The following is a 23,785-nucleotide window of genomic DNA, read 5'->3' as shown; positions in this document are numbered from 1 at the left end:
TCCTCAGCCGGCGGCGCTCAGGCCGCGACCGTGGTCGAGGCGGGGGTGGGGACGTTCGAGGTGGCCGCGGTCGGTGCGACCTCGACCGGGGTGACGTCGTTGACGTTGTCCGCGCCGACCGGCTGGCGGCGGGAGATCAGCCACATCGCGCCCGAACCGGCCACCAGCGCGGCGCCGACCAGGACGATGCCCCAGGTGCCCTGCTCGGCCAGCAGGGCCGCGCCGCCGGAGACCACGGCGGCGGCCGGGAGGGTCAGGCCCCAGGTGTAGACCATGCGGCGGACCAGGCTCCAGCGCAGCTCGCCCTTCGGGCCGCCGAGGCCGGCACCCATGATGCCGCCGGAGCAGACCTGGGTGGTGGAGAGGCCGAAGCCCATGTGCGAGGAGGTCAGGATGACGGTCGCGGCGGCCGACTCGGAGGCGAAGCCCTGCGGCGGCCGGATGTCGGCCAGGCCCTTGCCCATCGAGCGGATGATCCGCCAGCCGCCCATGTAGGTGCCGAGCGCGATCGCGGCACCCGCGGAGACGATCACCCAGGTGGGGGGCAGCGCGCCGTGCGGCAGGGCGCCGACCGAGACCAGGGTCAGGGTGATGATGCCCATCGTCTTCTGGGCGTCGTTGGTGCCGTGCGCGAGCGAGATCAGCGAGGACGAGAAGATCTGGCCGGTCTTGAAGCCCTTCTCGGTGGCCGCGTGGTCGCCCTTGCGGGTGATCGCGTAGGCCAGCTTCGTGGCGCCCCAGGAGGCCAGGCCGGCGACGAGCGGGGAGGCCACCGCCGGGATGATGATCTTGGTGACGACGGTGTCGAAGTTGACGCCGTTCATGCCGACGCCGACGATCGTGGCGCCGATCAGGCCGCCGTACAGTGCGTGCGAGGAGCTGGACGGCAGGCCGCGCAGCCAGGTCAGCAGGTTCCAGAGGATCGCTCCGGCCAGTGCGGCGAAGATGATCTCGGGGTGGATCCCGGCCTTCTCGTTGACGATGCCGCCGGAGATGGTGGTGGCGACCTTCACGGACAGGAACGCGCCCGCGAAGTTGAGGACGGCCGCGATGGTGACCGCGACCTTCGGGCGGAGGGCTCCGGTCGCGATCGCGGTGGCGGCCGCGTTGGCGGTGTCGTGGAACCCGTTGGTGAAGTCGAAGGCGAGCGCCGTGATGATCACAACGGCCACCAGGAACGAGATGTGTTCCATACCCAAACAATCGTCGTAGTTGTCGCACGGACGTTGATGACGTCGCGACCGTAGGTCGGCTGGGTAAACGGAAGGTGAACTGGGCCCCGAATCGTGGTTCCGATGGTTGCCTCGGGGTGACTTTGAGCTTTCGTTAGGGTGACCTGGGGCGTGCTGAACTGGACATTAGCGAAGATCGCCCCGGTTCATTCCGGTTTGGTGAGAGCTGTCTCACAGACCAATCGAGAATTAACCTCCCAGTCCGCGTGCGCCCTGTTTCCGGCGAGTAACCCGTGGGAGGATCTGCGGGATCCGGGAGACCGGGACAGGGCACGGGCGGGGAGGACCAACCCATGGGCGGGGCTGCACAGCGAGCGGAGACGTCAGGAGTGCGCCCCTGGGTACGGGCGGCCCTGCGCTGCGGAGCCGTCCTCGCGGCCGCCGCACTCGCCCTGCCGGTCGCCGCCGGCGCCGCCTGGGCGGCGCCCGACCCGGGAGCCGGCACGGTCGTCACCGGCTCCGACCCGCTCGCCGCCGCCAAGGCCACCCTCGGGCCGCTGCTCGACCAGCTGCACACGCTCTACCAGAGCGCCGAGGCCGCCACCGAGCAGTACAACGGCACGGTGGCCAAGATCGCCGAGCAGCAGGCCTCCCTCACCGACCTGCAGGGCAGGCTGGAGCGCCAGCAGAAGCAGGTCGACACCGGCACCGACATAGCCGCGCAGCTCGCCGCCGCGCAGTACCGCAACGGCGCCGCCTCCGCGTACGCCGAACTGCTGCTCTCCAAGGACCCGTACGAGGCGGTCGTCATCGCCGAGCTGCTCGCTTCGGCCAGCCGCTCGCAGTCGGAGTTCCTGGACCGGCTGAAGAGCGACCGGGACGCGCTCGACGGGCTGAAGAAGCAGAACGAGGAGGCCCTGAAGACCTCCCAGGGGCTGGTCGCCCAGCAGGAGGCCGCCAAGGCCAAGGTGGCCGCCGACCTCACCTCGGTCGAGCAGGTGGTCTCCTCGCTGACGGGCGCGCAGCGGGCCGAGCTGGAGCAGCTGGAGAAGGCGAAGGCGGACGAGGCGCAGCTCGCGTTCCTCGCCTCCGGAGCGCTCGGCAAGGGCGAGCGCACGCCCTCGCAGCAGGGGCGCGGGGCCGTGGCCTTCGCGCTGGCGCAGGTCGGCAAGCCGTACCTGTGGGGCGGCACCGGACCGGACTCCTACGACTGCTCCGGGCTCACCTCGCAGGCCTGGCTGCACGCCGGCAAGGCGATCCCACGCACCAGCCAGGAGCAGTGGGCGCAGCTGCCGCACGTGGCGCTGAACCAGCTGCGGCCCGGTGACCTGGTCATCTACTTCCAGGACGCCTCGCACGTCGGGATGTACATCGGCGGCGGGCTGATCGTGCAGGCCCCGCGACCGGGGGCGTTCATCAAGGTGTCGCCGATCGGATCGATGCCGATCCTCGGGGCCGTCCGGCCGGACCCGTCCGCCGGGGCCGACGACGCGGGCGGTGCCTGGAAGGTGCCCGACCTGCCGGCCGACTGGGACTCCGTGACGCCGATCGCGCCGAGCCCGACCAAGCCGACGCCGCCGGCCACCGGCGGCCCGACGACTCCGCCGGTCACCCCGGGCCAGCCCACCGGCACGCCGACCGCGCCGACCACGCCGACCACCCCGACCGAGCCGCCGACCACGCCGGGCGGGACCGGCACCCCGACCGACCCGGGGACGCCGTCGGGCACCGGCACGCCGGCACCGACCCAGACCCCGACCGGTCCCGGTACGCCGACCGGCACCCCGACCACGCCCGCCCCCACCGGCACGGGCACCCCGACGGGGACCCCGGCCGGCACCCCGAGCCGGACGGGCTCGGCCACGGCGACGCTGCCGCCGGGCACGCCGACCCACTGACCCTCGGGCCCGACGAGAAAGGCCGCCCCACGTCCTCGGACGTCGGGCGGCCTTCGCGTTCGCGGAGCGGGGCGGGGCCGGGCGGGAGCGCGCGGCCCCCAGGGGTCACTCGCCGGTGTCGGCGGCGAAGCGGATCACCACGGCCTTGGAGGTCGGGGTGTTGCTGATGTCGGCGGTCGAGTCCAGCGGCACCAGGACGTTGGTCTCGGGGTAGTAGGCCGCCGCTCCGCCACGGGCGACGGGGTAGTGGACGACGCGGAAGTGCGGGGCGCGGCGCTCGACGCCGTCCTTCCACTCGCTGACCAGGTCGACGTACCCGCCGTCGGTGAGGCCCAGGTCGGCGGCGTCGGCGGGGTTGACCAGCACCACGCGGCGGCCGCCCTTGATGCCGCGGTAGCGGTCGTCGAGGCCGTAGATCGTGGTGTTGTACTGGTCGTGGGAGCGCAGCGTCTGCAGGAGCAGCCGGCCCGGCGGCACCTCGGGGGCGGTCATCGGGTTGACGGTGAAGTTGGCCCGGCCGGTCGCGGTGGGGAAGGTGCGGGAGTCGCGGGGGCCGTGCGGGAGGGTGAAGCCGCCGGGGCGACGGACCTTCTCGTTGTAGTCCGCGAAGCCCGGGACGACGCGGGCGATCCGGTCGCGCAGGGTGTCGTAGTCGGTGGCGAAGTCCTCCCACGGCACGGTGTCCCGCGGGCCGAGGACGGTGCGCGCGAGGCGGCAGACGATCGCGGTCTCGGAGAGCAGGCCGGGCGCCGGCGGGCGCAGGCCGCCGCGCGAGGCGTGGACCTGGCCCATCGAGTCCTCGACGCTGACGAACTGGGCGCCGGAGCCGGTGACGTCCCGGTCGGTGCGGCCGAGGGTGGGCAGGATCAGGGCGCGGGCGCCGGTGACCACGTGCGAGCGGTTGAGCTTGGTGGAGACGTGGACGGTCAGCCGGCAGCGGCGCATCGCGGCCTCGGTGACCTCGGTGTCCGGGGTGGCCGCGACGAAGTTGCCGCCCATCGCGAAGAAGACCTTGACCTTGCCGTCGCGCATCGCGCGGATGGTGTCCACCGAGTCGAGGCCGTGCTCGCGCGGCGGCTCGAAGCCGAACTCGTTCTCCAGTGCGTCGAGGAAGGCCTTGCTCGGGCGCTCGAAGATGCCCATCGTCCGGTCGCCCTGGACGTTGCTGTGCCCGCGCACCGGGCAGACCCCGGCGCCGGGGCGGCCGACGTTGCCGCGCAGCAGCAGGAAGTTGACCACCTCGCGGATGGTGGGGACGGCGTGCTTGTGCTGGGTGAGGCCCATCGCCCAGCAGACGATGATCTTCTTCGAGCCCAGCACCAGGCGGCCGAGCTCCTCGATCTGCTCCCAGGGCAGGCCGGTGGCGGCGAGCACCTCGTCCCGGTCGGTCTTCCGGGCCTGGGCCTCGAACTCCTCGAAGCCGTGGCAGTGTTCGGCGACGAAGGCGCGGTCGACACCGTCCGCCTCCAGGACGATCCGGTTGAGCGCGCGGAACAGCGCGAGGTCGCCGCCGAGGCGGATCTGCAGGAAGAGGTCGGTCAGCTTGGTGCCGTGGCCGACCAGCCCGCGGGCGTGCTGCGGGTTCTTGAACCGCTCCAGGCCGGCCTCGGGCAGCGGGTTGACGCTGACGATGGTGGCGCCGGCCCGCTTGGCGCGCTCCAGGGCGGAGAGCATCCGGGGGTGGTTGGTGCCCGGGTTCTGGCCCGCCACGATGATCAGATCGGCCTGGTAGAGGTCCTTGAGGCTGACGCTGCCCTTGCCGACGCCGAGCGTCTCGGTGAGGGCCGAGCCGGAGGACTCGTGGCACATGTTGGAGCAGTCCGGCAGGTTGTTGGTGCCGAGCCGGCGGGCGAACAGCTGGTAGGCGAAGGCGGCCTCGTTGCTGGTGCGGCCGGAAGTGTAGAAGGCGGCGCCGTCCGGGGTGTCCAGGGCGCGCAGCTCCTCGGCGATCAGCGCGAAGGCGTCGTCCCAGGAGACCGGGGTGTAGTGGGTGGCGCCCTCGTCGAGCAGCATCGGCTGGGTGAGCCGGCCCTGCTGGCCGAGCCAGTAGCCGGAGCGCTCGGCGAGGTCGGCGACCGGGTGGGCGGCGAAGAACTCGGCCCGGATCCGGCGCTCGGTGGCCTCCTCGGCGACGGCCTTGGCGCCGTTCTCGCAGAACTCGGCGGTGTGCGTCTTGTCCGGCTCGGGCCAGGCGCAGCCCGGGCAGTCGAAGCCGTCCGGCTGGTTGACCTTGCGCAGGGTGGCGAGGGTGCGCAGGGGGCCCATCTGCTCGGCGGCCATCCGCAGGCTGTGGCCGACGGCGGGCAGCCCGGCGGCCGCGTGCTGGGGCGCGGACACCTCGGGTGCGTCCTGCGCCGGGTCGCTCTGCGGGGCCTGCTTGGCCATGACTGGGCTCCTCGGGTTCTGCCGGTGCGGGCCGTCCGCGCCGTCGCGGGGCCCGGTGCCCATCCTCGCACCTGGCCGCGGGCGGGGGGAGGGGCCTCGGAGGGGCGGGTTCCGGTGCGGGCCGGGGCACCGGTGCGGTGGTCGGGCGGACGGCGGCGGGGAGCGGCGGGAGGCCACGGGCCGGGGCGGTGGACGGCGTCGGTAGAGTCCTGTGCGTCATGGCGGATGGGGGAGGGGCGCGTGCGAGTCGGTGACGTCCTGGACGGCCGGTACGAGCTGGTGGAGAAGCTCGGCCAGGGCGGTTTCGGAGTGGTGTGGCGGGCCCAGGACGCCCGGATGCGGCGGCCGGTGGCGGTCAAGGTCATCGGGCACCACGGTGGCGACCAGGCGAAGGCGGCGCTGCGGTTCGTGCGGGAGGCCTGCGCGGCCGGCAACCTGTCGCACCCGCATATCGTCACCGTCCACGACCTCGGCCAGTGCGAGGTCGGTGACCGGGAGGTCACCTTCCTGGTGATGGAGCTGCTCGCCGGCCGCACCCTGACCGAGGTGCTGCGCGAGGGGCTGCCCGAGCCCGCGCTCGGCCTGCGCTGGGGGCGGCAGATCAGCGGCGCGCTGGCGGCGGCGCACGACGCGGGCATGGTGCACCGGGACATCAAGCCGGACAACGTGATGATCACCGATGCCGGGCACCTGAAGGTGCTGGACTTCGGCATCGCCCAGCTGGACACCGGCGCGGGCGGGCTGACTACCACCGGGACGATCGTCGGCAGCCCGGCGTACATGGCGCCCGAGCGGTGGACCGGCGGCCGGGTGGACGGCCGGGCCGACCTGTACGCGCTCGGCTGCGTGCTGGTCGAACTCTTCACCGGGGCAAGGCCGTTCGGCGGGGACTCGACGCCGGTGCTGATGTACCAGCACCTCAACGAGGCGCCCCCGGCGCTGGATCCGGCGCAGTTCGGGCTGCCGCCGCAGGTGGCCGGGCTGGTCGCGGAGCTGCTGGCGAAGGACCCGGCGGACCGTCCGGCCGACGCCCGGACGGTCGAGCGGCGGTTGGCCGAGCTGGCCGCGGCGCCGGTCGCCGGGGCCGGGTCGGTGGCGGCGGTGCCGACGGTGGTGGACCGGGCCCCGGCCGAGGCCGTCGCGCCGGTCGACGCGGTGGCGCCGGTCGGACCGGTGGTGCCTCCCGCGCCTCCCGCGCCGCCTGCGGTGCCCCCGCCCGTCGTGCCCCCGCTTCCTGCGCCCCCGGTCGCGCCGCCGGCCGCGCCCCCGGTGGCCCCCGTGGCCCCGCCGGCCGCTCCGCCCGCCGTGCCGGGCGCGCCCCCGTCGGTGCTGTCGCCGCTGACCACGCCGCCGGTGCTCGCCGCGTCGCCGCCGGACGCCGTACGGGCCGCGCTGCGCGAGCGGCGGTCCGCCGCGTACCGGGCGGCGACGGCCGGGGAGTCGGCGATCCAGTTGCAGGCGGTCGCCCAGGAATGCGTGGCCGCGCTCGGCGCGAGCGACCGCGACACCCTCTGCACCTGGCGGGACTTCACCTGGTACCTCAGCCGCACCGGGGACCTGGACGGCGCGATCCGACTGCTGACGAGCGTCGTCGACGACATGCGCTCGGCGCTCGGCCCGCACGACCCGGACACCCTCGGCGCCCGGTACCACCTGGTCTGGTGCATCGGCGAGAGCGGCGCGGCGGTCACCGCGATCCGGCTGCTGTGCGAGCTGCTGCCCGACCTGCACGCCGTCTGGGGCCCGCAGGACACCCGCGTCCTGAAGGCCCGGCACGACCTCGCGGTGCACCGGGCCAACCGGGACGACCTGCAGGGCGCCGTGCTCGAACTGCACGGCCTGCTGCCGGACCTCGCCCGGGTGCTGGGCGAGCACCACCCGAGCACCGTCCAGGCCTGGCAGGACCTGGCCGGCTACCAGCAGCGGCTCGCCCAGTCGGGCCGCCGCGGCGCGGGCGGCTCGCACCGGCGCCGGGCACCGAGGATGAGCCCGATGGAGGCGCTGGTGCTGGTGCGCCGGCTCCGGGTCTGGGACTTCGCCACCGACGAGGAGGCCCGGGCCTGCATGGCCGCGCTGGACCGCGGGATCGGCCTGAAGGGCGTCGCGGACGTGGTGTTCCAGGCCCCGGACCACGTCTCGGACGAGGACCTGGTGGAGGAGATCTTCGGGCCGTAGGCACCGTGCTCAGGCCGCGTGCTCAGGCCGCCAGCGCCGCGGCCGGGAGCGCGGCCGGCGCCCGCAGCAGCGCCCGGGCGGCCGCGTCGTTCTGCCGGAAACCCGGGGCGTCGGTGCGCGGGCGGGCGAAGGCGGCGGCCGCGCGCAGGCTGGTGTGCGGGCCGAGCGCGGTGCGGCGCGGGTGCGGGGCGCCGCCCAGGGCCGGGTCGAGCAGCCGGCCGTTCACCCGTTCGTCCCCGCCCGCCGCTATGGTGACCCTCCGACGTGAACCCCGGGCGGGCGCGGTCGAGTTGGGGGAGGGCATGGAGAAGGACGAGGTGCTCGGCGGTCGCTTCCGGCTGGAGGAGCGGCTGGGCCGGGGCGGCTTCGGCGTGGTCTGGCGCGCGACCGACACGACCATCGACCGGCAGGTCGCGGTCAAGGTGCTGCTCGCCGAACACGCCACCGACCAGGAGGCGGTCAGCCGGTTCGTCAGCGAGGCCAGGACGGCCGGCGGCCTCAACAACCCGCACATCGTCACCGTGTACGACTACGGCTGGACGGCGGCCGGCTCCGGGCGGATCCCCTACCTGGTGATGGAGCTGGTCCTCGGCGAGGCGCTGTCCGACGTGCTCAAGGACGGCCTGCCGGACCACGCGAAGGCGCTGCGCTGGATGCGGCACGTCTGCAAGGCGCTGGACGCCTCGCACCGCTCGGACGTCGTGCACCGGGACATCAAGCCCGAGAACGTGATGATCGTGCGGGACGGGGAGCGGGCCAAGGTCCTGGACTTCGGCATCGCCCGGCTGGTCACCCAGACCGTCCGGCTCACCTCCACCGGCAACGTGATCGGCACCGTCCCGTACCTCGCGCCCGAGTGCTGGTCCGGCGGCCCGGTGGACGGCCGGGCCGACCTCTACGCGCTCGGCGTCATGCTGTACCAGGTCTGCACCGGCGAGCGGCCCTTCCGTGCCGCGCAGCCCACCGAGTACATGTACAAGCACCTGGAGGAGGTCCCGCCGCGGGTGCGCAGCAAGGACCCGGCGCTGGCCGACCTGGTCGCCGAGCTGCTCGCCAAGCGGCCCGCGGACCGGCCGTCCAGCGCCGCCGAGGTCCTGGAGCGGCTGCGCGCCGTCCGCCCCGGGATGCTGGGCCCGGGCGACCCCAGCCCGGACCAGCTGCGCAAGCGGGCCGACCGCGCCTGGCAGTACGGCACGGCGGGCGAGCCGGCCGAGGCGGTGGAGATCCTCACCGAGCTCGTCCCCGACTTCGCCCGGATCTGCGGCCCGAGCGATCCGCGCACCCTGCGTACCTGCCACGACCTGGCCCTCTGGCTCGCCCGGGACGGCAGCCCGGGTGCGGCGGTCGCCCTGCTGACCGAGCTGACCCGGGCGCCGGGCGCCGCCCCGGAGGCCTGGGCCGACGCCCGGCGGGACCTCGCGCACTGGCAGCGGGAGGTCGCCCGGCTCGGCCCGGGCCGGCCGCGCGCGCTGAGCCTGGAGGAGCTGCTCGGCGGCGCCCGGGCCGGCTGAGGCGCCCCCGGCCCGGTCGGGCGGTGGCGGAGGCGGTGGCGGCTGTGGCGGAGGTGGTGGCGAGGGCGAAGGCAAAGGCGCTGCCGACCCGGGCCCCGATGTCAACCGTGCGGCCACCCGATCCGGGCCCCGGGCCGCGACCGGAACCGGGAGGATTTCGCCCATCGGGACGGTCTGGTCCGCCGCCCCGGCGCGTTGGTATACCTCGTTGCCGGACTCGGGTGCGGTGTCCGAACCGCCCCGTGAGCTGCGACGAAAGGCTGGTGACGGATCGATGAAGCTCCTGCGCGTCGGACCCCCGGGCGCCGAACGCCCGGTCGTCCTGGGCGAGGACGGCACCGCGTACGACCTCTCCGGGCGGGCCCGCGACCTCGACGGGGCCTTCCTGGCCGGGCTGGACCCGGCCGCGCTGGCCCGGGACGTGGCCGCCGGCGTCCTGCCGGTGGTGGACCTGGCCGGGCAGCGCGTGGGCGCGCCGGTGGCCCGCCCGGGCAAGGTCGTCGGGATCGGGCTCAACTACCGCGACCACGCGGCCGAGGCCGGGGCCGCGATCCCGGACGAGCCGGTGATCTTCCTCAAGCCGAGCTCCACGGTGGTCGGCCCGTGCGACGAGGTGCTGGTGCCGCGCGGCGGCGAGAAGACCGACTACGAGGCCGAGCTGGCCGTGGTGATCGGCCGTACCGCCCGCTACCTGGACTCGCACGCCGAGGCCGCCGAGGTGATCGCCGGCTACACGATCGCCAACGACGTCACCGAGCGGGCCTTCCAGTTCGAGCGCGGCGGCCAGTGGGACAAGGGCAAGTCGGCGGAGACCTTCACCCCGCTCGGGCCCTGGCTGGTCACCGCCGACGAGGTCGCGGACCCGCAGGGCCTGGCGCTGCGGCTCTGGGTCAACGGCGAGCAGCGGCAGCACGGCAGCACCGCCGAGATGATCTTCCCGGTGCTCGAACTGGTCCGCTACGCGAGCCGGTTCATGGTGCTGGAGCCCGGGGACGTCGTCATCACCGGCACCCCGGCCGGGGTCACCCTGGGCCGCCCGGGCACGCCGTTCCTCGCCCCGGGCGACGTCGTCGAGATCGAGATCGACGGCCTCGGCCGCCAGCGTCAGGTGCTGGGCAAGGCCTGACGCGGGCGGCCGCCCGGTCCCTGCCGAGGACGGCCGGGCCCGGTCGCGTCGGACGGCCCCGACCCCGGGCACGGGGGTCGGGAGCGTCAGCGCCGGTCGTCCAGGACCTCCCGCAGCCGCGCGGCCCGCGGCGCCTGCGGGCCCTCCAGCGCGAGCAGCCCCGCCAGCACCTCCGCCGTCTGCGGGTCGTGCAGCGCGGTCGCCGCCGCCATCGCGGTGAACTGGTCCACCAGCCAGTCGCGCAGCTCCGCCACCGGCAGCGTGCGCCCCTCGTCCAGCCAGGTCAGCGACGCGCCCTCGACCACCGCGATCCACGAGCGCACCAGCAGCGTCAGCCGCGGTCCGGCCTCCCGCACGCCGAGGTGGCGCAGCGTGCGCCGCAGGGCGGCCCGCCGGACGTCGTCCACGATCGCCGAGGTGCGGGCCGTCTCCACCACCGAACCGCCGCGCAGCAGCGCCGAGTAGCCGGCGTCGTGCTCGGCGACGAAGGCGAAGTAGCCGTCCAGCACGGCCGCCAGCTGCTCGGACGGCGTGCCGGTCAGCGGGACGGCGAAGCGGCTGGCCAGCTCGTCGGCCGCGGTGCGCAGCGCGGCCTCGTACAACTGCTGCTTGCCGCCCGCGAAGTAGCGGTAGACCAGCGGGCGGGAGGCCTCGGCGGCCTCGGCGACGTCGTCCAGGCTCACCTCCTCGGGTGGTCGGGAGGCGAACAGCTCCAGGGCGACCGAGATCAACTGCTCGCGCCGCTGTTGGACCGGCAGCCGCCGGTAGCCGGTGCGTCGGGGGCGCGTCGGGGGTACGGCCGGGGCGGGCACCTGGTCGGATGCCGAGGTGGGGCGGGCTTCCATGGCGGTCAGCGTAATGGGCGTCGGACCGATCGGATCCTGTCCCGCCGAACGGATTTCCGCGGGTCGTCCTCGCATCCGGGCCGATGGAAGCCGGTGGCAAAGGGGTTGCAAACGGGCCGCGCCACGAAATGATGTCCGGATGGTTGAAGAACTGATCACCGCCGACGGCACCACCCCGCGCCGCATCGCGGACGGGTACGTCCGTGCCCTGGCCGAACTCGATCCGCTGACCGCGGTCTACCTCGGCCTCAACCCCGAGGACGACCGACTGCCCGACCTCTCCCCGGCCGGCCGCGAGGCGATCGCCGACCTCGCCCGCCGCACCCTGGCGCAGCTCGGCGACGCCGAGCGGGCCGGTGCCGCCGGGGACGAGGCCGAGCGCCGCTGCGCCCGGCTGCTGCGCGAGCGGCTGACCGCCGAACTCGCGGTCCACGAGGCGGGCGAGAACTTCCGCGCGGTGCGCAACCTGGCCTCCCCGGTGCACGAACTGCGGGAGTCCTTCACCCTGATGGCCACCGGCACCGAGGCCGAGTGGCAGGTGGTCGGCCGCCGGCTGGCGAAGGTCCCGGTCGCGCTGGAGCAGTACCGGCAGACCCTGGCCGAGGGCGTCGAGCGAGGCCTGCTCGCCGGTCCGCGGCAGGTGGAGACGGTGGTCGGGCAGATCGGCGAGTGGCTGGACGGGGAAGTTGCCGGGGGCTGGTTCGGCCAGTTCGTCCAGGACGCGCCGGAGGGCCTGCGCGCCGAGCTGTCCGAGCACGCGGTGGCCGCCACCGAGGGCCTGGCCGCGCTGCGCGACTGGCTGCGCGACGTCTACGGCCCGGCCGCGGCCGGCACCCCGGACGCGGTGGGCCGCGAGCGCTACCGCCGGTGGGTCCGCTACTGGGCCGGCGCCGACCTCGACCTGGACGAGGCCTACGCCTGGGCCTGGACCGAGTTCCACGACCTGCTGGCGCAGATGCGCGTCGAGGCCGAGAAGGTCCTCCCGGGCGCCGACCCGATGGCGGCGATGACCTGGCTGGGCACCGACGGCCCGGCCGTCGAGGGCGCCGAGGGCATCCGGGAGCACCTGCAGGGCCTGATGGACCAGGCGATCCGGGACCTCCAGGGCACCCACTTCGACCTGGCCGAGCCGGTCACCCGGGTCGAGTCGAAGATCGCCCCGGCCGGCAGCGCCGCCGCGCCGTACTACACCCCGCCGTCGCTGGACTTCATCCGGCCCGGGCGGACCTGGCTGCCGCTGCTCGGCCGGGAGCGCTTCCCGCTCTGGGACCTGGTGTCGATCTGGTACCACGAGGGCGTCCCGGGCCACCACCTGCAGCTCGCGCAGTGGAACTACGTCGCCGACCGGCTCTCCACCTACCAGGTGAGCCTCGGCGGGGTCAGCGCCAACCTGGAGGGCTGGGCGCTGTACGCCGAGCGCCTGATGGACGAGCTCGGCTACCTCACCGACCCGGGCCAGCGCCTCGGCTACCTCAACGCGCAGATGATGCGGGCGCTGCGGGTCATCGTCGACATCGGCATGCACGCGGGCCTGGACTTCCCGGCCGACTCCCCGTACAAGCCGGGCGAGCCGGTGAGCCCGGAGCACGCCCGCGAGTTCTTCGGGCAGTACTGCGGCCTGTCCGACGACTTCCTGGACAGCGAGCTGGTCCGCTACCTGGGCATGCCCGGCCAGGCGATCGGCTACAAGCTGGGCGAGCGCGCCTGGCTGCGCGGCCGGGCGGCGGCGAAGGCGGCGCACGAGGCGCGCGGCGAGGAGTTCGACCTCAAGGCCTGGCACATGGCGGCGCTGTCGCAGGGCTCGCTGGGGCTGGACGACCTGGTCGACGAGCTGTCGGCGCTCTAGCCGGCCGCCGGTACGGCTCCCGCGCGCACGGGTGCGGGAGCCGTACCGGACCGGGGTCCCGGGGGCTCGTCCCGAAGTCCCAGACTCCTGGTTCTTTTGTCCCAAAAGTCTGATTTGGTGAGGTTTTTCCTTGCCATTCCGTCGGACCCGGGTATTGGCTGGAAGGCGACTGCGTGACCTCTCCGCCACACTCCGGAAGGCTCGACCGTGACTGAGCAACCTGCCATCGGTCATGAGAACGCGGACAGTCGGCGCTGGTGGGCGCTGGCCGTCATCGCCGTCGCCCAGCTCATGATCGTCCTCGACATCACCATCGTGAACATCGCACTGCCGTCCGCCCAGCGGGACCTGGGCATATCCGACGCCGACCGGCAGTGGGTGATCACCGCCTACACGCTGGCCTTCGGCGGTCTGCTGCTGCTCGGCGGACGGCTGGGCGACCTCTTCGGGCGCAAGCGCGTCTTCACCATCGGTCTGCTGGGCTTCGCCCTCGCCTCCGCGCTCGGCGGCGCGGCGGCCGACCCGTCCATGCTCTTCGGCGCCCGTGCCCTCCAGGGCGCGTTCGGCGCCCTGCTCGCCCCCTCCGCGCTGGGGCTGCTCTCCACCACCTTCTCCGACCCGAAGGAACGCAGTACGGCCTTCGGCATCTTCGGTGCGATCGCCGGCGGCGGCGCCGCGATCGGCTTCATCGCCGGTGGCCTGCTGACCGAGTACCTGAACTGGCGCTGGTGCCTGTTCGTCAACACCCCGATCGCCATCGCCACCGCCTTCGCCGCGTTCTCCGTGCTCCAGCGCGACCACGTCGCCAAGGGGCACCGGGTCAAGCTGGACCTGCCCGGGGCGCTGCTCGGCTGCGGCGGCCTGCTGGCGATCGTCTTCGGCACCTCCGAGGCCGTCACCCGGGGCTGGGGCGACGCGCTGGTGCTGGGATCGCTGTTCCTGGGCGTGGCCCTGCTCGCGGTGTTCGTCCTGGTCGAGAAGCGCACCCCGCACGCCCTGCTGCCGACGCACATCATCGCCGACCGCAACCGCGGTGGCGGCGCCCTGTCGGTCGGCCTGGCCATGGTCGGCATGTTCGGCCTGTTCCTGTTCCTGACCTACTACCTGCAGGCCATCAAGCACTTCTCGCCGATCGTGTCCGGCCTCTCCTTCCTGCCCATGACGGCCGCCATCGTGATCAGTTCGACCGGGATCGCGGCCCGGCTGATGACCAGGGTGCCGTCCCGGAACCTGATCGCGCCGGGACTGCTGCTCGCCGGTGGCGGCATGGCCTGGCTGACCCAGATGCACGTGGACAGCCCGTGGGCCGGCATGGTGCTGCCCGCCGAGCTGCTGCTGGGCTTCGGCATGGGCCTGGTGTTCATGCCGTCGATGAGCCTGGCCACCCTCGGGGTCGCCCCGAACGAGGCCGGCGCGGCCTCGGCCACCATCAACTCGGCCCAGCAGGTGGGCGGTTCCTTCGGCACGGCACTGCTGAACACCATCGCGGCCAGTGCCACCGCGACCTTCCTGGCCACCCGGATCGCCTCCGACCCGGCGGTGCAGGCCCAGGGCGCGGTGCACGGGTACGTGGTCGCGACCTGGGTGGCGATGGGCATCCTGTTGCTGGCCGCGCTGGTCGCCTTCCTGATGATCGACCACCGGCCGGCGCCCGGTGAGGCCACCGCCGTCGAGGGCGCTGCCGTCGAGGCGGGTGCCGTCGGGACCGGCGCCGTCGAGGCCGGCACGGGAGCGGGTGCCACGGCGGTCTCCGCCGTGCGGGCCGTGGACGGCCGGCCGAGCCCCCGGGAGGCCGCCATGGCGGACGTCCGGGCCAACGTCCGGGCGGGCGGCGAGGTCCGCTCCGAAGCGGGGGTGGAGCGCCCACCGGCCGATTGACGTTTGCAGCAAGGTCTTGCAGTCAACCTCCGGCGCCTGCTTGACTCCTGGCCACCGTCCAGGGATCAAGGAGGCGCCGCCGTGCTGCCCGAGACCACGCCGTCCGAGACCTCGCCGTCCGCGCCCGTGCCGTCCGCGACCACGGCTCCCGAGCCGGTGCCGTCCGGACCCGCGCGACCCGAGTTCGACCTGCTCGTCGTCGGCGGCGCCGGCGTGGACACCGTCGTCCGGGTCGAGCGGCTGGAGATCCCGCCCGGCGACTCGCAGTTCGTCGGCCCGGTGCACGACTACGTCGGCCACACCGGCAACGGCGTCGCCCTCGGCGCCCACCACCTCGGCCTGCGCACCGCCTTCCTGGACTTCCTCGGCGACGACCCGCAGGGCGCCCTGATCCGGGCCGCCTACGAGCGCCACGGCCTGCACTTCGCGCACCTGGTGAGCCCGCACGGCACCCCGCGCGGGGTCAACCTGGTCGACGCCGCGGGCCGCCGGTTCTCCTTCTACGACGGCCGCCACCCGGCCGACCTGCGACTTCCGCGCGACTTCTACCTGCCGTACGCCGAGCGCAGCCGGCACGTCCACCTCTCCATCACCGGCGTCAACCGGGACATGTACGGCGACCTGCACCGGCTCGGCCGCACCACCTCCACCGACCTGCACGACTGGGACGGCGCCGACCCGCACCACCGCGACTACGCGCTCGGCTCCGACCTGGTCTTCCTCTCGGTGGCGGGCTGCCGCGGCCGGTACGAGGAGGTGATGCGCGCGATCCTCGCCGAGGGCCGCGCGCGGGTGGTCGTCGCCACCGCCGGCGCCGACGGCTGCCACCTGCTCACCCGGGAGGACGGCGTGCTCCGCCACCTGCCGGCCGTCGACCCGGGCCGCCCGGTGGTGGACACCAACGGCGCCGGCGACGCCTTCGTCACCGGCTTCCTGTACGGCTGGTTCCGGGGCCGCCCGCCGCTGGACTGCGCCCGGGCCGGCTCGGCGGCCGGCGCCTTCGCCTGCACCTCCGCCGGGACGCACACCGCCTTCGTCGACGCGGCCGGGCTCGACGCGGTGCTGAGCGGCGGATGACCCGGGGCCGGCGGCCGTCGGCGCCCGAGTGACGGATTTCTCATCGACCTCCAAGGCACCGATAACGACCATTCCAGTCGGAGGCGTCATAGTCGTTGACCGAACACCGCCACCGAACCCGGCAGGAGAGTCAGGCATGGGTCAGCACCGCCGCCCGAGGTCACGCCGCCGCCTGCTGGCTCCCTCCCTGTTCACCGCGCTGTCCGCGGTCGTGGTGGCCGCCGTCGTCGCCGGGACGCACGGCCTCGACCTGTCCGACGCCACGGCCGCCGGGAAGGCCGCGCGCAGCACCCGCGCCGTCGTCGTGCCCACCCCGACCACCACCGCGGACGCGCTGCCCGCCCCGGTCGCCGCCCCCACGCCGACCGACACCCCGACCCCGACGGACACCGCGATCCCGGCCGACCCGCCCGCGGCCACCGCCACCCCCACCCCCGGCGACAGCCCGACGGCCGCCTCGGCCGCCACCCCCGACACCCGCGGCGCCGTCCTCGGGAAGACCGCCGCCGCCTCCGCCGACATCCGCGAAACCGCCACCGTCGGCGCGCTGTTCAGCGGCTCGGTGGAGGCCGGCAACCACTTCTGCACCGCCAGCGTGCTGCACAGCGCCACCGGGAACCTGCTGCTGACCGCCGCGCACTGCCTCGACAGCACCGACGGCGTCACCTTCGCCCCCGGCTACCGCGACGGCTCCGCCCCGTACGGCACCTGGCGGGTCACCGCGGTCCACACCACCACCGGCTGGTCCCAGAAGGGCGACGTGGACGAGGACTTCGCGATCCTGGAGACCGCCCCGAGCAACGGCCGCAAGGTCGAGGACGTGGTCGGCGGCAACCGCCTGGGCACCGACGAGCCCTTCGGCTCGACCGTCCGCCTCTACGGCTACCCCGCCGATTCCGAGACGCCCGAGCTGTGCACCAACACGACCGACCGGAAGAGCACCTACGAGCGGGTCATCGACTGCCCGTCCTACCCGGCGGGCACCAGCGGCGGCCCCTGGATCAACACCGCCACGGGCGACGTGGTCGGCGCCATCGGCGGCTACCAGCAGGGCGGCGACACCGACGACGTCTCCTACAGCGCCTACTTCGACCACACCATCGCGACGCTCTACAGCCAGGTCGAGTCCGCCGAGTCCTGACCGCTCCGGCCCGCCCGCACCACCCGGTCGGGCCGGAGCGGCAGAGCCCGGAGCCGCGCGGCCCGGACATGACGAAGGCCCAGATCCGTGGATCAACTCCACTGATCTGGGCCTCTGTTGCACTTCCTGCGAAGTGCCCCCGGTAGGATTCGAACCTACGCACCCGCCTCCGGAGGGCGGTGCTCTATCCCCTGAGCTACGGGGGCCTGCTGGCCTGTCGGACGCTCGCGCTTCCGACGTGGAGAACACTACCAGGCCGGGGCCGTGGTCCGTGCACGGGTTTCCGGAAGATCGTCGGGGCGGTGGGCGGGGCGGCGGCCGGGCGGCCGGGGGAGCGGAAGTGCCCAAAGGCCGGACGGGGCGCCGGGGCCGCGGATACCCTCGGTGAGGTGTCGGGAGTGTCCGGGCGGGTCCTCGTGGTGGACGACAGCGAGGTGATCCGCCAGCTGATCAGGGTCAACCTGGAGCTTGAGGGCTTCGAGGTGGTGACCGCCGCCGACGGCGCCGAATGCCTGGAGGTCGTCCGCCGGGTGAAGCCGGACGTGGTGACGCTGGACGTGATGATGCCGCGGCTGGACGGCCTGCGGACGGCGGCCCGGTTGCGCGCGACACCGGACACCAGTCGACTGCCGATCGCGATCGTGAGCGCCTGCACCCCGGCGGACCTGGACCTGGGGGAGGCGGCCGGCGTGGACGGCTACCTCGGCAAGCCCTTCGACCCGGCCGACCTGGTGGCCATGGTCCGCCGTCTGATGCTGCTCGGCGCGGACGGCGGCGCGCTCGACGCCCGGTCCGACGGGCGGTTCGGCGCACGGTCCGGCGAGTTTCGCCCTGAGCGAACGGAGCGGACCGATCGCGGCTGAGACCCCGCGGCGGACGGCGCGTCGGCGCCTCCGGGCGTCTCAACCGGTAAACCGAGTGGCGGGCGGGTACCCCGTCTCGCCTACGCTTGGCGTCGTGACCCCCGCAGACCTTTCCCAGGCAATCCAGGCCGCAGTGAGCACCGCCGTCGAGGCGGGCGAGCTGGCCGTCGCCGTGCCCGAGCACGTGACGGTCGAGCGGCCCAAGAACAGGGACCACGGCGACTACGCGACCAACGTGGCCCTCCAGCTCGCCAAGGCGGCCGGCAAGCCGCCGCGAGCCGTTGCCGAGGTCCTGGCCGAGCGCCTGCGAGGGATCACCGGCGTCTCCGCGGTCGACATCGCCGGTCCGGGCTTCCTGAACATCACCCTGGACACCGCCACCGCCGGCGCGCTCGCCCGCACCGTCGTCGAGGCCGGCGAGGCCTACGGCCGCAACGACGCCCTGAACGGCCTGAAGATCAACCTGGAGTTCGTCTCCGCCAACCCGACCGGCCCGATCCACATCGGCGGCGTCCGCTGGGCCGCCGTCGGCGACTCGATGGCGCGCGTGCTGCGGGCCTCCGGCGCCGACGTCACCACCGAGTACTACCTCAACGACGCCGGTGTGCAGATCACCAAGTTCGCCGCCTCGCTGCAGGCCGCCGCGAACGGCCGCGAGGTGCCCGAGGGCGGGTACGTCGGCGAGTACATCGTCGACATCGCCAAGGCGCTGACCGACGCGATCCCGGGCGTGCTCGACCTGTCCGAGGCCGAGCAGCTGGAGGTCTTCCGCACCGAGGGCCTCAAGCTCATGGTGGCCGAGATCAAGCGCTCGATGGACGAGTTCGGCACCCACTTCGACGTGTGGTTCTCGGAGAAGACGCTGCACGACTCGGGCGCCGTCGAGAAGGCCATCGAGCGGCTGCGCGAGCAGGGCCACGTCTTCGAGCAGGACGGTGCGGTCTTCCTGCGCACCACCGACTTCGGCGACGACAAGGACCGCGTCCTGATCAAGGCCGACGGCGACAAGACCTACTTCGCCGCCGACGCCGCGTACTACCTGTCCAAGCGGGACCGCGGCGCCGAGGTCGCGCTCTACATGCTGGGCGCCGACCACCACGGCTACGTCAACCGCCTCAAGGCCATCTCGGCCTGCGCGGGCGACGACATGAACCACAACATCGAGGTGAAGATCGGCCAGTTCGTGAAGATGCTTCGCGACGGCGAAGAGGTCCGCATGTCCAAGCGTGCGGGCAACATCATCACGATCGACGACGTGGTCGAGTGGATCGGCGTCGACGCCGCCCGCTACACCCTGGCGCGCTCCTCCACGGACTCGACGATCACGCTGGACATCAACGTCCTCACCAGCCAGACCAACGAGAACCCGGTCTACTACGTCCAGTACGCCCACACCCGGATGTGCGGCGTGGCGCGCAAGGCCGCCGAGCTGGGCGTGGACAAGGGCACGGCCGAGCAGTTCAAACCCGAGCTGCTCGCGACCGAGTGGGAGAGCGACATCCTCGGCGCCCTCGGCGAGTTCCCGCGCATCCTCGCCACGGCCGGCGAGCTGCGCGAGCCGCACCGGGTCGCGCGCTACCTGGAGGACCTCGCGGGCAAGTACCACCGCCTGTACGAGAACTGCATGTTCCTGCCCAAGGGCGACGAGGAGCTCAACGACACGCACCGGGCCCGGCTCTGGCTGGTCGAGGCCACGCGCACGGTCATGGCCAACGGCCTCACGCTCCTGGGCGTGACGGCGCCCGAGCGGATGTAGGCACCACCCCCAAGCGCAGAGCGGGGGCGGCTGACGGTCAACGGGGACCGTCGCCGCCCCTCGCCATAGGTCTCTCGAAGGACGAACCAGCATGAGTCGCTCCGCACACCCGGCAGGCCCCCGTCACGGAGACGTCCTGCCCGAGGGCCACTACCAGGCCCCGCCCGCCGACCTCAACGCGCTCGACCCGAAGGTCTGGTCGCGCACCGTCACCCGCGACGCCGAGGGCGTGGCCACCGTCGGCGGGATCGACGTCAAGCAGCTGGCGGCCGAGTTCGGCACCCCGGCGTACCTGCTGGACGAGGAGGACTTCCGCTCCCGGGCGCGCGCCTGGCGGGACGCCTTCGGCACCGACGCGGACGTCTACTACGCCGGCAAGGCGTTCCTCTCCAAGGCCGTCGTGCGCTGGCTGCACGAGGAGGGCCTCAACCTCGACGTGTGCAGCGCGGGCGAGTTGGCGGTGGCGCTGGCTGCCGGGATGCCGCCGGCGCGGATCGCGCTGCACGGCAACAACAAGTCGGTGGACGAGCTCGAACACGCGGTGAAGACCGGCGTCGGTCACATCGTGGTCGACTCGTACGAGGAGATCGAGCGGCTCGCCGCGATCGCGGCCCGCCAGGGCGTGCGCCAGCAGGTGCTGATCCGGATCACCGTCGGCGTCGAGGCGCACACCCACGAGTTCATCGCCACGGCGCACGAGGACCAGAAGTTCGGCCTGTCGCTGACCGGGGGAGCCGCCGCCGAGGCGGTGCGCCGGGTGCTCGGCCACGACAGCCTGGAGCTGCGCGGCATCCACTCGCACATCGGCTCGCAGATCTTCGACACGGCGGGCTTCGAGGTCGCCGCCCGCCGGGTGGTCGGCCTGCTGGCGCAGATCCGCGACGAGCACGGCGTCGAGCTGCCCGAGATCGACCTCGGCGGCGGCCTCGGCATCGCGTACACCAGTGAGGACGACCCGCGCGAGCCGGCCGAGATCGCGGCCGCGCTGGCCGACATCGTCCGCCGCGAGTGCGCCGCCGCGAACCTGAACGCCCCGCGGCTGTGCGTGGAGCCGGGCCGGGCGATCGTCGGCCCGACGGCGTTCACGCTGTACGAGGTCGGCACCGTCAAGGAGCTGCCGGGCCTGCGCACCTACGTCAGCGTGGACGGCGGGATGTCCGACAACATCCGCACCGCGCTGTACGACGCCGAGTACTCGGTGGCCCTGGTGTCGCGCACCAGCGACGCCGAGCCGATGCTGGTCAGGGTGGTCGGCAAGCACTGCGAGTCCGGCGACATCGTCGTGCGGGACGCCTTCCTCCCGTCCGACCTGGCCGCGGGCGACCTGATCGCGGTGCCCGCCACCGGCGCCTACTGCCGCTCGATGGCGAGCAACTACAACCACGCCCTCAGGCCTCCGGTGGTGGCCGTCAAGGGCGGTGCGGCGCGGGTGATCGTCCGGCGCGAGACGGAGGAAGATCTCCTGCGTCTGGATATCGGATGACGAAATCCTTGTCTCAGATCATGGAACGACCGTAGATCCGTACGGAAAGTCCCGGAGACTGGTACGGACCGAAGTTCCCGGCGGCGCCGGAAAACCGCCGGAAATACCGAAGCACGATGAATGCAGAGCGGAGTCGGATGATGCGTACGCGCCCGCTGAAGGTGGCGTTGCTGGGTTGTGGTGTGGTGGGCTCCGAGGTGGCGCGCATCATGACGACGACGGCCGACGACCTCGCCGCTCGCATCGGTGCCCCGGTGGAGCTGGCCGGGATCGCGGTCCGCCGGGCCGGCCGGGCCCGCCCCGGTGTGCCCGAGCACCTCATCACCACCGACGCCGAGGCCCTGATCAACCGGGGCGACATCGACGTCGTGGTCGAGGTGGTGGGCGGCATCGAGCCGGCCAAACAGCACATCCTCGCGGCGTTCAAGCACGGCGCCTCGGTGGTCAGCGCCAACAAGGCCCTGCTCGCCCAGGACGGCGCCGAGCTGCACACCGCGGCCGCCGCGGCCGGGGTGGACCTGTACTACGAGGCCGCGGTGGCGGGCGCGATCCCGCTGCTGCGCCCGCTGCGCGAGTCCCTCGCGGGCGACAAGGTCAACCGGGTGCTGGGCATCGTCAACGGCACCACCAACTTCATCCTCGACAAGATGGACACCACCGGCGCCGGCTACTCGGAGGCGCTGGAGGAGGCCACCGCGCTGGGCTATGCCGAGGCCGACCCGACGGCCGACGTCGAGGGCTTCGACGCCGCCGCCAAGGCCGCGATCCTGGCCGGCATCGCCTTCCACACCAAGGTCACCGCCGCGGACGTCTACCGCGAGGGCATCACCGAGGTGACCGCGGCCGACATCGCCTCGGCCAAGGAGATGGGCTGCGTGGTCAAGCTGCTCGCGATCTGCGAGCGGGCGGCCCACGGCGAGTCCGTCACCGCGCGCGTCCACCCGGCGATGATCCCGCTCTCGCACCCGCTGGCCTCCGTCCGCGAGGCGTACAACGCGGTGTTCGTCGAGGCCGAGGCGGCCGGCCGGCTGATGTTCTACGGCCCGGGCGCGGGCGGCTCGCCGACCGCCTCCGCGGTGCTGGGCGACCTGGTCGCGGTCTGCCGCAACAAGCTGGCCGGCGCCACCGGCCCCGGTGACTCCGTGTACACGCAGCTGCCGGCCAAGCCGATGGACGAGGTCGTCACCCGCTACCACGTCAGCCTGGACGTGGACGACCGTGCGGGTGTGCTCGCCCAGGTGGCGTCCGTCTTCGCCGAGCACGGCGTCTCCATCGACACCGTGCGCCAGCAGGGCCGCGACGGCGACGCCTCGCTCGTCGTGGTCACCCACCGTGCCACCGACGCCGCGCTGTCGGCGACGGTCGACAAGCTCCGTGCGCTGGACAGCGTGCGGGACGTGGCCAGCATCATGCGGGTCGAAGGGGAATAAGGAACTGCCATGAACGCCGTTGCCGAGAACGTCGTCCGAGGCGCGCACACCCACCAGTGGCGCGGCCTGATCGAGGAGTACCGGGACCGCCTGCCGGTCACCGCGGCCACCCCGGTGGTCACCCTGCTGGAGGGCGGCACGCCCCTGGTCCCCGCCCAGGTGCTCTCCGAGCGCACCGGCTGCGAGGTCTACCTCAAGGTCGAGGGCGCCAACCCGACCGGGTCCTTCAAGGACCGCGGGATGACGATGGCCATCTCCAAGGCCAAGGAGGAGGGCGCACAGGCCGTCATCTGTGCGTCCACCGGCAACACCTCGGCCTCCGCCGCCGCGTACGCGGTGCGGGCCGGGATGGTCTCCGCCGTGCTCGTCCCGCAGGGCAAGATCGCCCTCGGCAAGATGGGCCAGGCGCTGGTGCACGGCGCGAAGATCCTGCAGGTCGACGGGAACTTCGACGACTGCCTCACCCTTGCGCGTGAACTGTCCGAGAAGTACCCGGTGGCCCTGGTCAACTCGGTGAACCCGGTGCGGATCGAGGGCCAGAAGACCGCGGCCTTCGAGATCGTCGACATGCTCGGCGACGCCCCGGACATCCACGTCCTGCCGGTCGGCAACGCGGGCAACATCACCGCGTACTGGAAGGGTTACCGCGAATACGCCCACCCGTCGCCCGCCGCCACCCTTGACGGAGGCGCTGCGCGCCGCACCCTCCCTGCCCTCTCGTCGCGCACCCCGAGGATGTGGGGCTTCCAGGCGGCCGGCTCGGCCCCGATCGTGGACGGCGCGCCGGTGCTCAAGCCGCAGACCATCGCCACCGCGATCCGGATCGGCAACCCGGCCTCCTGGGACTTCGCGCTCGCCGCGCGGGACGAGTCCGGCGGCCTCATCGACAAGGTGACGGACCGTCAGATCCTGTCCGCCTACCGGCTGTTGGCCTCGCAGGAGGGCGTCTTCGTGGAGCCCGCCTCGGCCGCCTCGGTGGCCGGCCTGCTGGCCAAGGCGGAGGCCGGCCTGGTCGACCCGGGCCAGCGGATCGTCTGCACCGTGACCGGCAACGGCCTCAAGGACCCCGACTGGGCGGTGGCCGGCGCACCGCAGCCGCAGGTCGTCCCGGTCGACCCGGAGACCGCGGCCCGGAGCCTCGGCCTGCTCGACCGGTAACGGGTCCGACGCTTCGACGGGCCGACCCTTTCGGGGGTCGG

General features: G+C 73.4%; 16 protein-coding genes, 1 tRNA gene and 1 pseudogene. 13 read left to right on the top strand and 5 right to left on the bottom strand.

Features of this window, described 5'->3' with window-relative positions; genetic code table 11:
• Positions 1-17 precede the first annotated feature (17 nt).
• Positions 18-1,193 (bottom strand): inorganic phosphate transporter, encoded by a 1,176-nt coding sequence (locus ACIGG8_RS00360; protein ID WP_350522944.1) that lies wholly within the window; start codon positions 1,191-1,193, stop codon positions 18-20.
• Positions 1,194-1,525: 332 nt separating this feature from the next.
• On the opposite strand from ACIGG8_RS00360, the gene ACIGG8_RS00355 reads away from it, so the two are divergent.
• Positions 1,526-3,070, top strand: a complete 1,545-nt coding sequence (locus tag ACIGG8_RS00355; RefSeq protein WP_396544358.1) for an NlpC/P60 family protein — start codon at positions 1,526-1,528, stop codon at positions 3,068-3,070.
• Positions 3,071-3,175: 105 nt separating this feature from the next.
• Here ACIGG8_RS00355 and ACIGG8_RS00350 read toward each other — a convergent pair whose 3' ends face one another.
• Entirely contained in the window at positions 3,176-5,455 is a 2,280-nt protein-coding gene (locus ACIGG8_RS00350) for an FdhF/YdeP family oxidoreductase (RefSeq protein ID WP_396544356.1), read from the bottom strand.
• Positions 5,456-5,695: 240 nt separating this feature from the next.
• On the opposite strand from ACIGG8_RS00350, the gene ACIGG8_RS00345 reads away from it, so the two are divergent.
• Complete coding sequence (locus tag ACIGG8_RS00345; protein ID WP_396544354.1) at positions 5,696-7,630, top strand: protein kinase; 1,935 nt, start codon at positions 5,696-5,698, stop codon at positions 7,628-7,630.
• A gap of 22 nt (positions 7,631-7,652) precedes the next feature.
• Here ACIGG8_RS00345 and ACIGG8_RS00340 read toward each other — a convergent pair.
• Positions 7,653-7,853, bottom strand: a pseudogene (locus tag ACIGG8_RS00340) (adenylate cyclase); the annotation flags it as partial.
• Positions 7,854-7,932: 79 nt separating this feature from the next.
• Between ACIGG8_RS00340 and ACIGG8_RS00335 the strand changes: the two are divergent.
• Entirely contained in the window at positions 7,933-9,141 is a 1,209-nt protein-coding gene (locus ACIGG8_RS00335; protein ID WP_396544352.1) for a protein kinase, read from the top strand.
• A 274-nt stretch (positions 9,142-9,415) separates the two neighbouring features.
• On the top strand, positions 9,416-10,267 hold the full coding sequence (locus ACIGG8_RS00330) for a fumarylacetoacetate hydrolase family protein (protein ID WP_396544350.1): 852 nt from the start codon (positions 9,416-9,418) through the stop codon (positions 10,265-10,267).
• An 86-nt stretch (positions 10,268-10,353) separates the two neighbouring features.
• Here ACIGG8_RS00330 and ACIGG8_RS00325 read toward each other — a convergent pair whose 3' ends face one another.
• On the bottom strand, positions 10,354-11,112 hold the full coding sequence (locus ACIGG8_RS00325; RefSeq protein WP_396544348.1) for a TetR/AcrR family transcriptional regulator: 759 nt from the start codon (positions 11,110-11,112) through the stop codon (positions 10,354-10,356).
• 139 nt (positions 11,113-11,251) lie between these two features.
• Between ACIGG8_RS00325 and ACIGG8_RS00320 the strand changes: the two genes are divergently transcribed.
• The 4 genes from ACIGG8_RS00320 to ACIGG8_RS00305 all read left to right on the top strand — a co-directional run bounded on the left by ACIGG8_RS00320 (position 11,252) and on the right by ACIGG8_RS00305 (position 17,054).
• Positions 11,252-12,958 (top strand): DUF885 domain-containing protein, encoded by a 1,707-nt coding sequence (locus ACIGG8_RS00320; protein WP_396544346.1) that lies wholly within the window; start codon positions 11,252-11,254, stop codon positions 12,956-12,958.
• 291 nt (positions 12,959-13,249) lie between these two features.
• The gene (locus ACIGG8_RS00315) at positions 13,250-14,836 is read left to right on the top strand and encodes an MFS transporter (RefSeq protein ID WP_396544725.1); all 1,587 of its coding nucleotides are present in this window, start codon (positions 13,250-13,252) and stop codon (positions 14,834-14,836) included.
• 156 nt (positions 14,837-14,992) lie between these two features.
• Positions 14,993-15,913 carry a carbohydrate kinase family protein gene (locus tag ACIGG8_RS00310; protein ID WP_396544723.1) on the top strand — a complete coding sequence of 307 codons (921 nt, stop codon included), beginning with the start codon at positions 14,993-14,995 and terminating at the stop codon, positions 15,911-15,913.
• Between the two features lie 136 nt (positions 15,914-16,049).
• Positions 16,050-17,054 carry a trypsin-like serine peptidase gene (locus ACIGG8_RS00305; RefSeq protein ID WP_396544344.1) on the top strand — a complete coding sequence of 335 codons (1,005 nt, stop codon included), beginning with the start codon at positions 16,050-16,052 and terminating at the stop codon, positions 17,052-17,054.
• A 134-nt stretch (positions 17,055-17,188) separates the two neighbouring features.
• Here the strand turns inward: ACIGG8_RS00305 and ACIGG8_RS00300 are convergent.
• Positions 17,189-17,260: transfer RNA gene (locus ACIGG8_RS00300), tRNA-Arg, on the bottom strand.
• A 192-nt stretch (positions 17,261-17,452) separates the two neighbouring features.
• On the opposite strand from ACIGG8_RS00300, the gene ACIGG8_RS00295 reads away from it, so the two are divergent.
• From ACIGG8_RS00295 to thrC, 5 genes are all read left to right on the top strand, one after another.
• Positions 17,453-17,917, top strand: a complete 465-nt coding sequence (locus ACIGG8_RS00295; protein ID WP_396544721.1) for a response regulator — start codon at positions 17,453-17,455, stop codon at positions 17,915-17,917.
• A gap of 94 nt (positions 17,918-18,011) precedes the next feature.
• Positions 18,012-19,673, top strand: coding sequence for an arginine--tRNA ligase (argS, locus tag ACIGG8_RS00290; protein WP_350522933.1), 1,662 nt, complete (start codon positions 18,012-18,014; stop codon positions 19,671-19,673).
• Positions 19,674-19,764: 91 nt separating this feature from the next.
• On the top strand, positions 19,765-21,156 hold the full coding sequence (gene lysA, locus ACIGG8_RS00285) for a diaminopimelate decarboxylase (RefSeq protein ID WP_396544342.1): 1,392 nt from the start codon (positions 19,765-19,767) through the stop codon (positions 21,154-21,156).
• Positions 21,157-21,293: 137 nt separating this feature from the next.
• Complete coding sequence (locus ACIGG8_RS00280; RefSeq protein ID WP_350522931.1) at positions 21,294-22,586, top strand: homoserine dehydrogenase; 1,293 nt, start codon at positions 21,294-21,296, stop codon at positions 22,584-22,586.
• 9 nt (positions 22,587-22,595) lie between these two features.
• A complete protein-coding gene (gene thrC, locus ACIGG8_RS00275) occupies positions 22,596-23,744 on the top strand; it encodes a threonine synthase (protein ID WP_396544339.1) in 1,149 nt (382 codons plus the stop codon).
• Positions 23,745-23,785 lie beyond the last annotated feature (41 nt).

The sequence above is a fragment of the Kitasatospora sp. NPDC085464 genome, from assembly GCF_044541955.1.
GTDB lineage: Bacteria > Actinomycetota > Actinomycetes > Streptomycetales > Streptomycetaceae > Kitasatospora.
The sequence above is the reverse complement of the archived record's forward strand: the minus strand, read 5'-3'. Positions and strand labels throughout refer to the sequence as shown.

What these genes read in the sequence shown, in the direction of transcription:
- thrC (WP_396544339.1), top strand. Translation starts at nt 22,596, where the DNA reads ATGAACGCCGTTGCCGAGAACGTCGTCCGAGGCGCGCACACCCACCAG.
- ACIGG8_RS00280 (WP_350522931.1), top strand. Translation starts at nt 21,294, where the DNA reads ATGATGCGTACGCGCCCGCTGAAGGTGGCGTTGCTGGGTTGTGGTGTG.
- lysA (WP_396544342.1), top strand. Translation starts at nt 19,765, where the DNA reads ATGAGTCGCTCCGCACACCCGGCAGGCCCCCGTCACGGAGACGTCCTG.
- ACIGG8_RS00305 (WP_396544344.1), top strand. Translation starts at nt 16,050, where the DNA reads ATGGGTCAGCACCGCCGCCCGAGGTCACGCCGCCGCCTGCTGGCTCCC.
- ACIGG8_RS00330 (WP_396544350.1), top strand. Translation starts at nt 9,416, where the DNA reads ATGAAGCTCCTGCGCGTCGGACCCCCGGGCGCCGAACGCCCGGTCGTC.
- ACIGG8_RS00315 (WP_396544725.1), top strand. Translation starts at nt 13,250, where the DNA reads ATGATCGTCCTCGACATCACCATCGTGAACATCGCACTGCCGTCCGCC.
- ACIGG8_RS00335 (WP_396544352.1), top strand. Translation starts at nt 7,933, where the DNA reads ATGGAGAAGGACGAGGTGCTCGGCGGTCGCTTCCGGCTGGAGGAGCGG.
- ACIGG8_RS00355 (WP_396544358.1), top strand. Translation starts at nt 1,526, where the DNA reads ATGGGCGGGGCTGCACAGCGAGCGGAGACGTCAGGAGTGCGCCCCTGG.
- ACIGG8_RS00320 (WP_396544346.1), top strand. Translation starts at nt 11,252, where the DNA reads ATGGTTGAAGAACTGATCACCGCCGACGGCACCACCCCGCGCCGCATC.
- ACIGG8_RS00360 (WP_350522944.1), bottom strand. Translation starts at nt 1,193, where the DNA reads ATGGAACACATCTCGTTCCTGGTGGCCGTTGTGATCATCACGGCGCTC.
- ACIGG8_RS00325 (WP_396544348.1), bottom strand. Translation starts at nt 11,112, where the DNA reads ATGGAAGCCCGCCCCACCTCGGCATCCGACCAGGTGCCCGCCCCGGCC.
- ACIGG8_RS00350 (WP_396544356.1), bottom strand. Translation starts at nt 5,455, where the DNA reads ATGGCCAAGCAGGCCCCGCAGAGCGACCCGGCGCAGGACGCACCCGAG.